The following is a 14,718-nucleotide window of genomic DNA, read 5'->3' as shown; positions in this document are numbered from 1 at the left end:
AAAAACAGGACAAAAAGCTTAATAACTGTTTATATTAACCCTGAATTACACTGCATTTATTGTTGAACAGTATAGCATTTTTCTGATTCAACATTTTTCACGCTTACATCAAAAACGGTGTGCGTTTATTTACATCAAAATAGATCTCCGCTTTCACGGAGATCACAGAAACAGCAAGCATCACCACGTAAAAGTGATTACTACAACAAAAAGATTAACCGTCAAAAGCACATTTGCTGACAACAGTAGTAAAGCCGAGATAGCCTTCAGCCTTCGTGCAGCCCGCACTCTCGCTTAAGGCCGAAGAAACGGGTTTCCTCTTCACTCATACCAGGCTCCCATTTACGAGTGGTATGTGTATCGCCTACCGACAAATAGCCTTGATCCCACAGCGGATGATAGCTCAGGTCGTTTTCTTTCAGATACTGATAAACTTGCCGATTATCCCAGTCAATAATCGGCAAGAGCTTGAACACACCACGCTGCACCGCCAATACCGGTAAATGACCACGACTGCCAGACTGCTCACGACGCAACCCGGCAAACCAGCTCTGCGCCTGTAGTTCCTTAAGGGCACGATTCATCGGTTCAACCTTGTTGATGTGATTATACTGCTCAATACCTTTCACACCCTGCTCCCACAGCTTGCCATAGCGAGCTTCCTGCCAGGCTGGAGAGAATTCCGCACGGTAGACATGCAGATTCAGATTAAGCCGCTCCGTCAGGTTATCGATAAACTGATAGGTTTCCGGAAACAGGTACCCGGTATCCGTCAGGATAACCGGGATATCGGGACGCTGCTGAGTCACCAGATGCAGACACACTGCCGCCTGAATGCCAAAACTGGAGGAGAGCACAAAATTACCTGGCAGATTTTCCAGTGCCCAGGCTACCCGCTCATGTGCTGATAGTAATTCAAGTTGGCCGTTTATCACCACCAGCGCGGCAGACTGTTCTGAATGTGGCAAAACGTTAAGCGCCGCCAGATCAAACGTAGACATCAGGCTCTCCTGTCAGTCATAAAAATCACGGGCTGGGTCCAGCACCGGTTTAATAATGTTGGCGCGGATCGTGAAATCGCCGAAGCCTTCCCCGTCATGACGCTCTTTGGCCCAACGGCCAACCAATTGATCAATATCACTGAGGATTTCCGCTTCGGTAATATTCTCCCGATACATACGTGGAATTCGCGTACCTTCCCGATTCCCACCAATATGCAGGTTATAACGGCCAATCGCTTTACCCACCAGCCCGATTTCCGCCAGTAAGGAACGACCACAGCCATTGGGGCAGCCAGTTACCCGCAAAACGATATGTTCATCAGCCACACCGTGTTGCTGCATCACCGCTTCCACTTTAGTGACAAACTCGGGAAGAAAACGTTCAGCTTCTGCCATCGCCAGCGGACAGGTTGGCAGCGACACGCACGCCATTGAATTCTTACGCTGCTCACTGATCGCATCATCCATCAGCCCATATTGCCGGGCTAATGTTTCAATGCTGGCCTTATCCCGTGACAATACACCGGCCACAATCAGATTTTGATTGGCTGTCAGACGAAAATCTCCCTTATGAATTTTGGCAATCTCGGCGATACCGGTTTTCAGCGGACGTCCCGGATAATCCAGGATGCGGCCATTCTCAATAAACAGTGTTAAATGCCATTTATTGTCAATACCTTTTGCCCAGCCGATACGATCACCACGCCCGGTGAATTCATACGGACGTACCGTTCCGAACGTTACACCCGACCGACGCTCTACTTCTTGTTTGAAAATATCTACGCCAACCCGCTCCAGAGTGTATTTGGTTTTGGCGTTTTTACGATTGGTGCGATTGCCCCAGTCACGTTGAGTGGTTACCACAGCTTCAGCCACCGCCAACGTCTGCTCCACTGGGATGTAACCCAGTTCGCTGGCGGCACGCGGATAGGTCGCTTTATCACCGTGAGCGATGGATAATCCCCCGCCCACCAGTACGTTAAAGCCCACCAGGCGACCATTGTCGGCAATAGCAACGAAGTTCAGGTCGTTAGCATGCAGATCCACATCATTCTGTGGTGGAATGACTACCGTGGTTTTAAATTTACGCGGCAAATAAGCCGGACCGAGAATCGGTTCTTCGTCCGTAGTGGCTACTTTTTCCTGATCGAGCCAAATTTCAGCATAGGCGCGAGTACGTGGTAATAGATGCTCTGAGATCTTTTTCGCCCATTCATAAGCCTGCTGGTGCAGTTCAGACTCTACCGGGTTAGAGGTACACAATACGTTACGGTTAACATCATTGGCGGTAGCCAGTGAATCCAGCCCCACATCGTGTAATACCTGGTGAGCCGATTTCAACTTCGATTTCAGAATACCGTGAAACTGAAACGTCTGCCGGTTAGTGATACGAATACTGCCGTACAGCGTCTCTTCCGCAGCAAATTTATCAATGCCCAGCCACTGATCAGGCGTCATTACCCCACCGGGTAGACGGCAACGCAGCATCATGGCATGCCGTGGTTCCAGTTTCTGTTCAGCCCGCTCGGCGCGGATATCACGGTCATCCTGCTGATACATACCATGAAAACGGATCAGCAAAAAATTATCGCTGTTGAAACCGCCAGTCAGGCCGTCGTTTAAATCTTCAGCTATGGTGCCGCGCAGAAAATTACTTTCCAGCTTCAGACGTTCGGCATCAGCCAGTTTACCTTCTACCACCAGAGGGCCAGGATGTTTATCACTCATTAGTACACATCTCGCTGATAACGCCGCTCAAGGCGCAGTTCACTTAAAAATTCATCTGCCAGCTCGGTATCCATGCCACCGTGTGCCGCCACCACATCCAATAATGCCCTTTCGACATCTTTCGCCATATGATTAGCATCGCCACAAACGTAAATATGTGCACCATCCTGAATCCAGCGCCACACTTCAGCGCCTTTTTCGCGGATCCGGTCCTGCACATAAATCTTGTGCGGCTGATCACGTGACCAGGCTAGATCGACATCGGTCAGCAAGCCATCTTTCACATAACGTTGCCACTCCACCTGATACAGAAAATCTTCGGTAAAGTGCGGGTTACCAAAAAACAGCCAGTTTTTACCCTTGGCACCAGTGGCTTCCCGTTGTTGCATAAAGGCACGAAACGGTGCAATTCCGGTTCCGGGGCCGATCATGATAACGGGTGCCTCCGGATTGGTTGGCAGACGGAAATTGTCATTGCGTTCAATGAAAACACGTATTTCGTCATCTTCACCAAGCCGATCTGCCAGATAACCAGAAGCGCCACCGATGCGGTTACGCCCTTCATAATCATAACGAACTACCCCAACGGTGATATGTGCTTCATTGCCGACCTCTTCCTGTGAAGAAGCGATGGAGTACAGGCGTGGCGTTAATGGACGCAGTAACGCTATTAACTGCTCTGCCGTTAGTTCTGTCGGGGCTTCGCGTACCATATCAACCAGCGGCGTCTGCTGTGCGTACTGTTGTAGCACGGCCTTTTCCGCCACCAGCCCCAGCAGTTTTTCACTGCGTGACCAGGCGGCATATTTTTCCACAATCGGTGCCGTGTTCTGGGTCAATTCAAAATGACAACGCAACGCTTGCGATAACGGCACGGTTTCCCCCGACACTACCACGGGTTCGTCACCCTTCAACCACAGTAAATCCAATAATTCCTGCACCAGCGCCGGATCATTTTCATACCAGACACCGAGGGCATCACCAGGCTGATAACGCAACCCGGATTCCCCCAAATCGATTTCGATATGGCGGATATCCTTTTCAGAAGCGCGCCCAGTAATGACTTGATTCACCGACAAAGAGGCCGCCAGCGGTGCCTCCTTGGTATATGGGCTGCTGACAATAGTGTTATCCGTTGAACTGACTGCCGTCGGCGCGGTTGCCCTGCTCTGAGCCGACAATCGAGGCTGAATCGTGTCCACCAACTGGCGACGCCACTGCTCCGCCTGCGGCTGATATTCCATATCCGCATCAACACGCTCCAACAAACGCTCGGCACCCAGTTCCGCCAAACGGCGGTCGAAATCTTTGCCAGCCTTGCTGAAAAATTCATAAGACGTATCGCCCAGACCGAATACTGCAAACGCCGTACCGGTAAGTTGGGGAGCCTTTTTCGAAAACAAAAATTTATACAACCCTACCGCCTCTTCCGGCGGTTCGCCTTCACCCTGGGTAGACGTTACCAGCAGCAGCAGCGTTTCCTGCGCAATCTGTTTGAATTTGTAATCACCAGCATTGACCAGCGTCACCGGCAGGTTGGCGGCCAATAAATCATCGCGCACCTGCTCGGCCACGCGTCGGGCATTACCCGTCTGAGAAGCTGAAATCAGCGTGATTATCTGTGGTGGTGCGGAAGCAACAGTCGCACTGTTCGTGATATCCGTTGTTGTCACTCCGGATTGCTGCTGCGCTATCCCCCAAAAATAACCGGACAACCAGGACAGTTGCATCGGTGATAAATCACCAGTTGCCGCCTGCAAGCGCGAAAGTTGCTCCGTACTCAACGGGAGCAACGAAGTCGGGGAAACCGAAGTTGTCATCGTGATATCTGTATCCTTGTTCTGGTCGGCCGGCACTCATGCAGATTGAGCGCGATAAAAATCGAATAGGGTATAAGGTAACCATCCGCATGGTAACAATTAAAGAAATGATGGACATATCAAATAACCAAAACGACTAAATGGTTTTTTTGATAGAAACTACCATCAAAAGTGGTATGGCGCATTCATAGCAAAAGATCTCATTCATACTTTAGCTACAGAAAATATGCCTCTATGTTCACAATTAAGCAGTGAAAATCACTATTCACGCTTACTTACTGGTGAGAAATAGCACAACAGACAACTTTCCGGTAGTATGCGTCGGTTTTTCAGGCCATAAGAGATTTACCGCCATGCCAACCACACTGTTCAAAGATTTTCAGTTTGAAGCTGCACATCGTCTTCCCCATGTTCCTGCCGGACACAAATGCGGCCGCCTGCATGGACACTCATTTATAGTCCGACTGGAAATTACTGGCGAAGTCGGCGCGTATACCGGCTGGGTAATGGATTTCGCCGAACTGAAAGCAGCGTTTAAACCAGTCTGGGAACAGTTGGATCACCACTATCTGAATGAGATTCCCGGTCTGGAAAACCCGACCAGTGAAGTATTGGCTCAGTGGATCTGGCAGCAGATAAAACCATCACTGCCGGAACTGAGTGCAGTCATGGTTAAAGAAACCTGCACTGCGGGCTGTATCTATCGGGGTGAAGGCATCAATAACGCCTGAATCCGGGCATCAGGCAATATCGAGATATTTGTGGGTCTGCATCGATAACCGCCAGTTGCGGGCAATACAGGTTTCAATGCACAGCCGGGTAGCATCCTCTTTCTGACTAATGGGCTGCAAGGCGACAATACGGGATTTATCGTCAGTCAGGCGGGCCAGCAGTATATCCAGTGCGGCGATATCCCGCTCCCGCGCTACTGGGTGTTTGATTTCATCGGCACGCAGCAACGCCTGATCGATAACCACCATACCACCGCGCATATTCACTTTCGGCGAGACGGTGACCCAACATTTCGGCGAACAGCGCACTTCATGTGTGCCGCTGGTTTCAATCTGTGTGCTGAATCCCTGCCGCTCCAACGCTTGTGTCAGCGGTGTCAGATCGTGGATACAGGGTTCTCCGCCGGTAATCACCACATGCCTAGCGGTATAGCCCAGTTTACTGATCTGTAGCAGGATATCATCCACGCTGGCTTCGCCCCAGGCGTCACTCTCCTGGGTTTTTACCAATACTTCGTCCAGCGGAATCTGTCGAACCGCCAACATATCCCAGGTATGTTTGGTATCACACCAACTGCACCCCACCGGGCAGCCCTGTAGGCGGATGAACACCGCCGGCACGCCAGTAAAGTAACCTTCACCCTGCAGGGTCTGGAACATTTCGTTAATCGGGTACAGCATCGTGTTTCATCATTCCTTCTGGCTAAATCCGCATTATCACCGATAGCGGGTAACAATCATAAAAAAAAGGGGCTTCCAACCACGAAAGCCCGTACAGGATAAGCCATGAGCCCAATTATAAATACACACGCAAATATTCAGACAGACACAAAATCGCCATCGCCTGGCCATATGGCATGGAAGTCAGCGGAATCTGGCGGTAATAGTCCAGGTCCTTGCCCATCGCGGTGCCGAAAGACACCTGTAGCAGCTCACCGTCACTATTTATATTGTTCACCACACCACGAATCGCCTTTTCAGCCACGACAGCGTAGCGTTTATCAATGTAACGCTTACGTACCGCTTTCAGAATACCGTAGGCAAACCCGGCGGTAGCGGAGCTCTCCAGATAGGCATTCGGGTCATCCAGCAAGGTGTGCCACAGGCCGCTGTCATCCTGATATTTCTCCAGCGCCTCAACCTGGTTTTCCAGTACCTGAATCAGAAAACGACGGGTTGCATTGTGTGCTGGCAGATCAAGCAGCTCGATAAATTCCGGGATGACAATAGTCAGCCAACTGTTACCACGTGCCCAGCGCGCCTCGGCAAAATTGTGACTATCCGCGAATGTCCAGCCGTGGAACCATAACCCGCTCTGGCGATCCACCAAATACTGCACATGCAATAGGAACTGATAAGTCGCTTCCTCAACGAATTCAGGGCGGTTGAGCAATTTACCGATTTTGGCCAGCGGCAACACACTCATCATCAGCGTATCGTCCCACAGTTGATCGGTATTTTCACTGTTATACACGATATGTTGCAGGCCGTTTTTATGGGTGCGCGGCATGTCGTACATCACCCACTCAGCCCAACGCTCAAGGTAAGGTAGCCAACGGCTGTCACCCGTTTCTTCATAGCGATAGGCCAACGTCAGAAACGGACAAACGGTATTGACGTTCTTGGTCGGCGTGCCTTCCTCCAAACGAGCGGTAAACCAGTCATCAATGATGGTCCGCATCTGTTCATCACCAGTCTGGCGGTAATATTGATAAATACCATACAACCCGATGCCATGCGTCCATTCCCAGCCAGCCCAGCCTTTGGTATCAATGACACGCCCATCATCCAGTCGCAGCAAAAACTCCCCGGTTTTGTCCTCGATATTGATCAGATTATTGGTAATACGACAAATCAGCGCTTTCAGACCATCACGTGAAATAAAGTATGCAGGCTGGCACAGTAGCGGACTGTGTTTTACAGGAAAGACGTTCATAGCGTTCCTCGAATTCGATTACATCACACCAAGCATTTTTGGCAAAAATAGCGTTAATTCAGGTAAATAGGTGATAAGCATCAGCACAGCGATGATGGCAATGTAGAAAGGGATTAATGGCTTAATCAGATCTTCCACTTTGACTTGTCCGACACTGGCCCCAACATACAGTCCACTACCGACAGGCGGTGTGATAGTGCCAATCGCCAGGTTGTAAACCATCAGAATCCCAAAATGCACCGGATCGACGCCGATTCTCACCATTATTGGCAGCAGAATGGGAGTGAAAATCAAAATTGCCGGGCCAATATCCATAAACGCACCCACAACCAGCAGGAAGAGTGTCACTACCAGCAAGATTATTTTCGGGCTTTGTGAGATACCCAGGATCAGTTTGCTAAGGGCACCTGGAATGCCAGTCATCGACATGGCAAACGACATCGCGGAAGACGTTGCCAACAAGAACATGATGACGCCCGTCATAATAAAGGTCTGGATGAGGATCCTTGGGATATCCTTCCAGGACAGCGTTTTATACAAGAACAGTGTCAGATAGGCGGTATAGATTACGGCTACCGCAGAGGCTTCGATGGCAGTGAAGATGCCCTGGACGATACCACCGACAATAATGACCACCAGCAGCATACTCGGGAGCGCATCACGTGTAACTTTCCAGGCCATCCCCTTTTGCAGAGCAAAGAAGTTAGTATAGTTGTTACGCTTGGCAACGATATAAGCCACTACCATACAACTGATTCCCCATAAAACCCCTGCCACCAGCCCCCCCGCAAACAGTGCAGCGATAGAGGTTCCACCACTGGCCAGTGCATACAGGATGAAGGCGGTAGTGGGCGGAATCAGCATGCCCGTCGGTGCTGAAGCAATATTGACTGCGGAAGCAAAACTACGGCTGTATCCCTCTTTAGCACTCATCGGCACCAGTACACCGCCAATGGAGGTTGATGCCGCAATCGCCGAGCCGGAGACCGCACCAAACATCATATTCCCGGCGATATTAGTGTAAGAGAGTGAACCGGGAATGCGGCCAGTAAAGAGTTTTGCAAAATTCACCAAACGGGAGGCTATACCACCATTATTCATGATGACCCCGGACAGAATGAAAAACGGGACTGCCAGCAGTGCAAAACTGTCCAAGCTGGAAAACATTTTTTGCGCCGTGGTGAACATCGCGATATTAAATGGCAGCACCAACATGATAGTCGCGCCGGAAGCAATCACGATACACAAACCAATGGGGGCGCCCAAAGCCAGTAACAAGATAAAAATACCCACCAACATGCTGGCGGCGATAACAGGATCAATCATGATGACCTCCCGCTAATGTATGACCTTGCTTCGGGTTCGATTTCTTATTGTGGTTCCGCGCCTCCCTGCTCATATCGACAATATTCAGCACGCAGTAAACAATGGTGAGGACACCTGAAAGCGGGAGGGAGTAATACACTTTACCCATCGAAATCTGCAAGACTGGAGAAATCTGCATCATGGCGTTCAGCGAAACATGCCAGCCACCAATGATCAGGATGTAAATCGAAAATAGGATAAACACCACCTGAATAACCATGTTCCAGTAAGCGGTCAGGCGTGGAGGACACTTATCCAGAAACAGCGTTAAACTAATGTGTTCACGTTTACCTGCAACATAGGCTAAACCAATGACGGACAGCCAAACCAGGGAGAAGCGGAGAAATTCTTCTGAGAAAATGCTGGGTGCATTGAATATATAGCGGCTGATAACCTGCCAGCAGGCGACCAAAACCATCACGATCAGCAAACTGCAACAGAAGACTTCTATGACTCTGTCCAGCCATTTTCTAATTATGCTCATAAAACCCTCAACATCATGCCAAATGGGAGAAAGGACCCCCTTTCCCCACAACAAAACCTATTGACTCACTTGGCTAATTTTTTGGTACAGCGCATAAACCTGTGGCTTGCTTTTCAGTCTTTCATAGATCGGCTGGACCGCCTTTTTAAACGGGACATAGTCGATGTTGAAGAACTGCACACCAAACTGGGATTTGGCCAGCTCGCGGGTTTTATCCATCTCTTCCTTCCACGCTTTCTTCTCAACCTCGACCGATTCGTGAATCGCTTCCTGTAACGCTTTCATCTGATCCGGTGTCAACTTGGTTTTGGTCAAACTACTCATGATCACAATGTCAGGAATGCGGGTATGCATGTCGTAGGTGTAATACTTGGCCACTTCTCCGTGGCGGGCGATAGTGAGGGCAAATTCATTATTCTCCGCACCATCAATGATACCTTGCTGCAATGAGGTATAGACTTCTGCCTGACTCATGGCGATAGGGGAAGCACCGAGCAATTTCATTGTGTTGATGGACGTTTCACTCTGCATGACCCGAATCTTTTTCCCTTTCAGATCATCAATACTTTTGACCGGTCCTTTGCTCATATAGAAACTGCGCGCACCAGAGTCATACCATCCCATGCCAATGAAACCCTGCGTTTCGGTAGACTGATAAACCGGCTCCATGATGTCGGGATCGTCCATCACCTTGTAAAATTCTTCTTGACTCTTAAATAGATAGGGTAAAGAGAACACCCCATAAAGCGGAGAGAAACTTTCCAATAAACCCGATGAAACCTTGGTCAGGTCAATCGCGCCGACCTGCGTCATTTCAACCAGTTCACGCTCACCACCGAGCTGGCTGTCGGGGAAATACTGAATTTGCACCTCACCATGAGTTTTTTGTTCAACACTCTGACCGATGTATTGCAGCGCTTGTTTTACTGGCTCGCTATTTTCCGCATAGGCCAGCTTGAGTACGGTTGCTGCGTAAGCACCGTGACTGAGTGAGAAGAGTAAGGCCGCAGCAACCAACTTCATCGAGGTATTAATTTTACATATCTTCATCGCCATTCTTCTCCAATCGTTTTTTATGACGGTTTCACGACAGACCAATATTTCACTGTCATTGCCCTAACGTAGCACCCAACCATACTGAAGACCTTTGTGCTTTTGCCATGTCGGGCTATGCACTGGCAACCTGAAGAAGAACATCTCGATCGGGTTCAAAGTTTTTATAAAAAGGAATTTTAACAAAATAAAACCCATAGTTCGTTTATCACGATCACAGGAAATGAGGGGGTTATTGCCACGCCACCACGAGAAGCACTTGTGGCATCAAGGTCATAACGCAGGGGAGGAAAAGAGTTGCTCGTCAGTGTAGTCAGCGCACCGAGAAACATTGTGGCTTAGGAGATATCGTGGTCTGGAAAACAGCGAAGTGATGACAAAAAAAACCAGAGGTGCTTTGCACCTCTGGTTTTTCTGTTACGTAACGCAGAACGTTTTTACCGCATACTACCAGCAACACCGCTCCGCGGAAGACGCAATAATTACGCCTGGCCTTTCACTTCTTTCAGGCCATTAAACGGTGCGCGAGCACCCAGTGCTTCTTCGATACGAATCAGCTGGTTGTATTTGGCAACACGGTCAGAACGGCTCATGGAACCGGTCTTGATCTGGCCAGCCGCCGTACCTACCGCCAAGTCGGCGATGGTAGCATCTTCAGTTTCGCCAGAACGGTGAGAAATGATAGCGGTGTAGCCAGCATCTTTCGCCATTTTGATAGCCGCCATGGTTTCGGTCAGAGAACCAATCTGATTGAATTTAATCAGGATGGAGTTGACGATACCTTTTTCGATGCCTTCCTTCAGGATCTTGGTATTGGTCACGAACAGATCGTCACCCACCAGCTGGATTTTGTCACCCAGCACTTTGGTCTGGTAAGCAAAACCATCCCAGTCGGACTCATCCAGACCATCTTCAATAGACACGATCGGGTATTCGTTGGTCAGGCCTTCCAGATAGTGAGTGAATTCCTGAGAAGTAAAGGTTTTACCTTCGCCTTTCAGCTCGTAGTTACCCGTTTCTTTGTTGTAGAATTCGGAAGCCGCGCAGTCCATGGCCAGCGTGATGTCTTTACCCAGCACATAACCGGCTTTTTCTACCGCTTCTTTGATAGCAGCCAATGCAGCCGAGTTGGATTCCAGGTTTGGCGCATAACCACCTTCATCACCCACAGCGGTATTCATACCTTTAGCTTTCAGGACTTTTGCCAGGTTATGGAATACTTCAGAACCGATACGGATCGCTTCTTTCACGGTTTTCGCGCCAACCGGCTGAATCATGAACTCCTGGATATCAACGTTATTATCCGCGTGTTCGCCACCGTTGATGATGTTCATCATCGGCAATGGCATAGAAAATTTGCCTGGGGTACCGTTCAGTTCGGCAATATGTTCATACAGCGGCATACCTTTGGAAGCCGCCGCCGCTTTAGCGCTGGCCAGAGAAACCGCCAGAATGGCATTGGCACCAAAGTTGGATTTGTTTTCAGTGCCATCCAGATCGATCATGATCTTATCGATGTTAGCCTGGTCTTTGGCATCTTTTCCCAGGACAGCTTGAGCAAGCGGACCATTAACAGCAGCAACCGCTTTGGTAACACCTTTGCCCAGGAAACGGGATTTATCGCCATCACGCAGTTCCAGCGCTTCGCGGGAACCGGTAGAAGCACCTGACGGCGCCGCAGCCAGACCAACGAAACCACCTTCCAGGTGAACTTCAGCCTCAACAGTCGGATTTCCGCGTGAGTCGATGATTTCACGGCCAATGACTTTAACAATTTTGGACATTAGATTTTCCTCAGTACAAGTTAAACTAAAACCTCAGACAGACAACGCGCGATCACAGACTCGCGCATTGCTGACAAAATTCATTTCACCAAACGCTTCTGATACGCCCCTGCGGCTTTTACAAAGCCAGCAAACAAGGGGTGTCCATCACGGGGAGTTGACGTAAATTCCGGATGGAACTGACACGCGACAAACCACGGATGATCAGGAATTTCAATAATTTCCACCAGCTTGCGATCGGAGGAAAGACCGGCAACACGCAATCCCGCCGCTTCAAGCGGTTTCAACAACATATTGTTCACTTCATAACGGTGACGATGGCGTTCAATGATCGTCGGCTCACCATAAAGCTGGCGTACCAGGCTTCCTTCAGCCAGATGGCATTGCTGTCCGCCTACACGCATAGTACCGCCCAGATCGCTCTTCTCGCTGCGGACTTCGATGTTACCATCTTCGTCACGCCACTCGGTAATCAACGCGACAACCGGATACTTGCAGTCTGGTACAAACTCTGTTGAGTTTGCCCCATCCATACCGGCAACATTACGGGCAAATTCAATTAATGCGACCTGCAACCCCAGGCAAATGCCTAAATAGGGAATCTGATTTTCACGGGCATAACCTGCCGCCATGATTTTGCCTTCGATACCACGATAGCCAAAGCCACCCGGAATCAGAATCGCATCTAAACCTTTCAGCACGCCGACACCACGGGTTTCAACGTCCTGTGAATCAATAAGCTTGATATTCACCGTCAGGCGGTTCTTCAAACCACCATGTTTCAATGCTTCAATTACTGACTTATAGGCATCCGGTAATTCAACATACTTACCGACCATACCAATCGTCACTTCGCCGCCAGGATTCGCTTCTGCATAAATGACCTGTTCCCATTCTGACAGATCAGCTTCCTCACAGTCCAAGCTGAATCGTTTACAAATATAATCGTCCAGGCCCTGTGATTTCAATAGCGCCGGGATTTTATAAATGGAATCAAGATCCTTCAGAGAGATAACCGCTTTTTCCGGTACGTTGCAGAACAACGCAATTTTTGCGCGCTCATTAGCCGGCACGGTACGATCAGAACGGCAAATCAGCACATCGGGCTGAATACCGATAGACAGCAGCTCTTTAACGGAATGTTGGGTAGGTTTGGTTTTCACTTCACCAGCCGCCGCCAGATAAGGCACTAGCGTCAGGTGCATAAACAGCGTGTGCTCACGCCCTACTTCCGCTGCCATCTGGCGAATAGCTTCCAGGAATGGCAGGGATTCGATGTCACCCACCGTACCGCCGATTTCCACCAGCACAACATCATGGCCTTCACCGCCTTCAATGATGCGCTCTTTAATCGCGTTAGTGATGTGAGGAATAACCTGAATGGTCGCCCCCAGATAGTCGCCTCGACGCTCTTTACGCAAAACATCGGAATAGATACGTCCGGTGGTGAAGTTGTTACGGCGCGTCATTTTAGTGCGGATAAAGCGCTCATAATGACCCAGATCAAGATCGGTTTCTGCGCCATCTTCGGTAACAAACACTTCACCATGCTGCGTTGGACTCATCGTACCCGGATCCACATTGATATACGGGTCCAGTTTCATGATGGTAACGTTGAGGCCACGGGCTTCGAGAATAGCCGCGAGAGAGGCTGCGGCAATGCCTTTACCCAGAGAGGAAACAACCCCGCCGGTCACAAAAATATAATTAGTTGTCATGCTGAACCTGAGAGTTTAGGTTTAAGGACGATAGAAAGACCAAGACGGGAAAGTAGTATACCCGAACCTGATGAACGTCACAAATGTTCGTTTTGCCAATTGTGACGTAGCCATCTTCTTGGTGAACGGGCGCTAACTCCAAAAAGCAACCATAACAAGTTATTTAATAATCATGTGGATAGCGGAAAAAAGGTCCTTAAACAGGCATTATCTCAAAGGGAAAGGACTTACCTGTTTTTTTCAGTCTCTTTCACTTGCTGCCAGGCTACTTCCATTTCGTCCAGACTCGCATCAGAGAGCGTTTTTCCTTTAGTACTAATGATTTGTTCTACCTGACGGAAGCGTCGGCTGAATTTATGATTCGCCTTTTGCAGCGCAATTTCCGCTTTATGTCCGAGATGACGGGAAAAATTCACGGCAGCAAACAGCATATCGCCAATTTCTTCTTCCAGTTTATCTTCATCAATCACCCCCTGCTTGACCTCAAACATGACTTCGTCTATTTCTTCATAGAGCTTATCAAGTACGGGTCCCAGGCTGGTCCAGTCAAAACCGACAGCGGCACAGCGCTGCTGTATCTTTTGCGCTCTCATCAGTGCCGGAAACGATTCAGGGATGTCATCCAACTGCGAATGACGATCTTTTTCGGCACGTTCCTGTGACTTGGTCTGTTCCCAATTGGCCAGCACGGCCTTACTGTCTGGCAAACAAGCATCAGCAAAAATATGCGGGTGACGGCGTTCCAGCTTATCGCTAATGGCATCACACACGTCAGAAAAATCAAACAACCCTTTCTCTTGTGCCATCTGCGCGTAAAACACGACCTGAAATAACAGGTCGCCCAGTTCACTGCGCAAATCATCAAAATCTTTACGGTTGATGGCATCCAAAACTTCGTACGTTTCTTCCAGCGTATAAGGTGCAATGGTGTCAAACGTCTGCTCACGATCCCAGGGGCAACCCTTTGCGGGATCGCGCAGTTTTTTCATGATGTCAAGCAGACGTTCTGTGGATGAAGGCATTGTTCTGTCCTGATTTTTCCGATGAGTTTTTCCGATGAGAAGGAAAGCAGAGTTGATAAGCGTCGAGAGTATGATG

12 protein-coding genes are annotated in these 14,718 nt (G+C 49.3%); 1 reads left to right on the top strand and 11 read right to left on the bottom strand.

Annotation, left to right across the window (positions count from 1 at the left end; genetic code table 11):
• Positions 1 to 266: 266 nt before the first annotated feature.
• The 3 genes from cysH to cysJ are packed head-to-tail and all read right to left on the bottom strand — an operon-like array spanning position 267 to position 4,549.
• Positions 267 to 1,001 (bottom strand): phosphoadenosine phosphosulfate reductase, encoded by a 735-nt coding sequence (gene cysH / locus RS889_RS04585; RefSeq protein ID WP_290180388.1) that lies wholly within the window; start codon positions 999 to 1,001, stop codon positions 267 to 269.
• A 12-nt stretch (positions 1,002 to 1,013) separates the two neighbouring features.
• Entirely contained in the window at positions 1,014 to 2,729 is a 1,716-nt protein-coding gene (cysI, locus tag RS889_RS04580) for an assimilatory sulfite reductase (NADPH) hemoprotein subunit (protein ID WP_315709516.1), read from the bottom strand.
• Complete coding sequence (gene cysJ, locus RS889_RS04575; protein ID WP_315709515.1) at positions 2,729 to 4,549, bottom strand: NADPH-dependent assimilatory sulfite reductase flavoprotein subunit; 1,821 nt, start codon at positions 4,547 to 4,549, stop codon at positions 2,729 to 2,731. Before cysJ ends, cysI begins: the two co-directional genes overlap by 1 nt.
• A 353-nt stretch (positions 4,550 to 4,902) precedes the next feature.
• On the opposite strand from cysJ, the gene queD reads away from it, so the two are divergent.
• The gene (gene queD / locus RS889_RS04570) at positions 4,903 to 5,280 is read left to right on the top strand and encodes a 6-carboxytetrahydropterin synthase QueD (protein WP_021017527.1); all 378 of its coding nucleotides are present in this window, start codon (positions 4,903 to 4,905) and stop codon (positions 5,278 to 5,280) included.
• Between the two features lie 9 nt (positions 5,281 to 5,289).
• On the opposite strand, the gene queE is transcribed toward queD, so the two are convergent.
• The 8 genes from queE to mazG form a co-directional block, all read right to left on the bottom strand.
• Positions 5,290 to 5,961 (bottom strand): 7-carboxy-7-deazaguanine synthase QueE, encoded by a 672-nt coding sequence (gene queE / locus RS889_RS04565; protein ID WP_315709514.1) that lies wholly within the window; start codon positions 5,959 to 5,961, stop codon positions 5,290 to 5,292.
• A gap of 115 nt (positions 5,962 to 6,076) precedes the next feature.
• Complete coding sequence (bglB, locus tag RS889_RS04560) at positions 6,077 to 7,216, bottom strand: beta-galactosidase BglB (RefSeq protein ID WP_315709513.1); 1,140 nt, start codon at positions 7,214 to 7,216, stop codon at positions 6,077 to 6,079.
• 18 nt (positions 7,217 to 7,234) lie between these two features.
• A complete protein-coding gene (locus RS889_RS04555) occupies positions 7,235 to 8,542 on the bottom strand; it encodes a TRAP transporter large permease (protein ID WP_021017530.1) in 1,308 nt (435 codons plus the stop codon).
• A complete protein-coding gene (locus RS889_RS04550) occupies positions 8,535 to 9,065 on the bottom strand; it encodes a TRAP transporter small permease (protein ID WP_315709512.1) in 531 nt (176 codons plus the stop codon). Before RS889_RS04550 ends, RS889_RS04555 begins: the two co-directional genes overlap by 8 nt.
• Before the next feature lie 57 nt (positions 9,066 to 9,122).
• A complete protein-coding gene (locus RS889_RS04545; RefSeq protein WP_315709511.1) occupies positions 9,123 to 10,115 on the bottom strand; it encodes a TRAP transporter substrate-binding protein in 993 nt (330 codons plus the stop codon).
• Positions 10,116 to 10,600: 485 nt separating this feature from the next.
• The gene (gene eno, locus RS889_RS04540) at positions 10,601 to 11,902 is read right to left on the bottom strand and encodes a phosphopyruvate hydratase (protein ID WP_021017533.1); all 1,302 of its coding nucleotides are present in this window, start codon (positions 11,900 to 11,902) and stop codon (positions 10,601 to 10,603) included.
• A gap of 80 nt (positions 11,903 to 11,982) precedes the next feature.
• On the bottom strand, positions 11,983 to 13,620 hold the full coding sequence (gene pyrG / locus RS889_RS04535; RefSeq protein WP_021017534.1) for a glutamine hydrolyzing CTP synthase: 1,638 nt from the start codon (positions 13,618 to 13,620) through the stop codon (positions 11,983 to 11,985).
• Positions 13,621 to 13,847: 227 nt separating this feature from the next.
• Positions 13,848 to 14,642, bottom strand: coding sequence for a nucleoside triphosphate pyrophosphohydrolase (mazG, locus tag RS889_RS04530; RefSeq protein WP_315709509.1), 795 nt, complete (start codon positions 14,640 to 14,642; stop codon positions 13,848 to 13,850).
• Between the last annotated feature and the right edge of the window lie 76 nt (positions 14,643 to 14,718).

Source organism: Brenneria uluponensis (assembly GCF_032395385.1).
GTDB lineage: Bacteria > Pseudomonadota > Gammaproteobacteria > Enterobacterales > Enterobacteriaceae > Prodigiosinella > Prodigiosinella aquatilis.
This window is presented reverse-complemented; position numbering and strand designations above follow the sequence as displayed.

Bases quoted from the DNA above. Each gene is read 5' to 3' on its own strand.
- pyrG (WP_021017534.1), bottom strand. From the start codon at position 13,620: ATGACAACTAATTATATTTTTGTGACCGGCGGGGTTGTTTCCTCTCTG.
- eno (WP_021017533.1), bottom strand. From the start codon at position 11,902: ATGTCCAAAATTGTTAAAGTCATTGGCCGTGAAATCATCGACTCACGC.
- mazG (WP_315709509.1), bottom strand. From the start codon at position 14,642: ATGCCTTCATCCACAGAACGTCTGCTTGACATCATGAAAAAACTGCGC.
- cysH (WP_290180388.1), bottom strand. From the start codon at position 1,001: ATGTCTACGTTTGATCTGGCGGCGCTTAACGTTTTGCCACATTCAGAA.
- RS889_RS04550 (WP_315709512.1), bottom strand. From the start codon at position 9,065: ATGAGCATAATTAGAAAATGGCTGGACAGAGTCATAGAAGTCTTCTGT.
- cysJ (WP_315709515.1), bottom strand. From the start codon at position 4,549: ATGACAACTTCGGTTTCCCCGACTTCGTTGCTCCCGTTGAGTACGGAG.
- queE (WP_315709514.1), bottom strand. From the start codon at position 5,961: ATGCTGTACCCGATTAACGAAATGTTCCAGACCCTGCAGGGTGAAGGT.
- RS889_RS04545 (WP_315709511.1), bottom strand. From the start codon at position 10,115: ATGAAGATATGTAAAATTAATACCTCGATGAAGTTGGTTGCTGCGGCC.
- queD (WP_021017527.1), top strand. From the start codon at position 4,903: ATGCCAACCACACTGTTCAAAGATTTTCAGTTTGAAGCTGCACATCGT.
- bglB (WP_315709513.1), bottom strand. From the start codon at position 7,216: ATGAACGTCTTTCCTGTAAAACACAGTCCGCTACTGTGCCAGCCTGCA.
- cysI (WP_315709516.1), bottom strand. From the start codon at position 2,729: ATGAGTGATAAACATCCTGGCCCTCTGGTGGTAGAAGGTAAACTGGCT.
- RS889_RS04555 (WP_021017530.1), bottom strand. From the start codon at position 8,542: ATGATTGATCCTGTTATCGCCGCCAGCATGTTGGTGGGTATTTTTATC.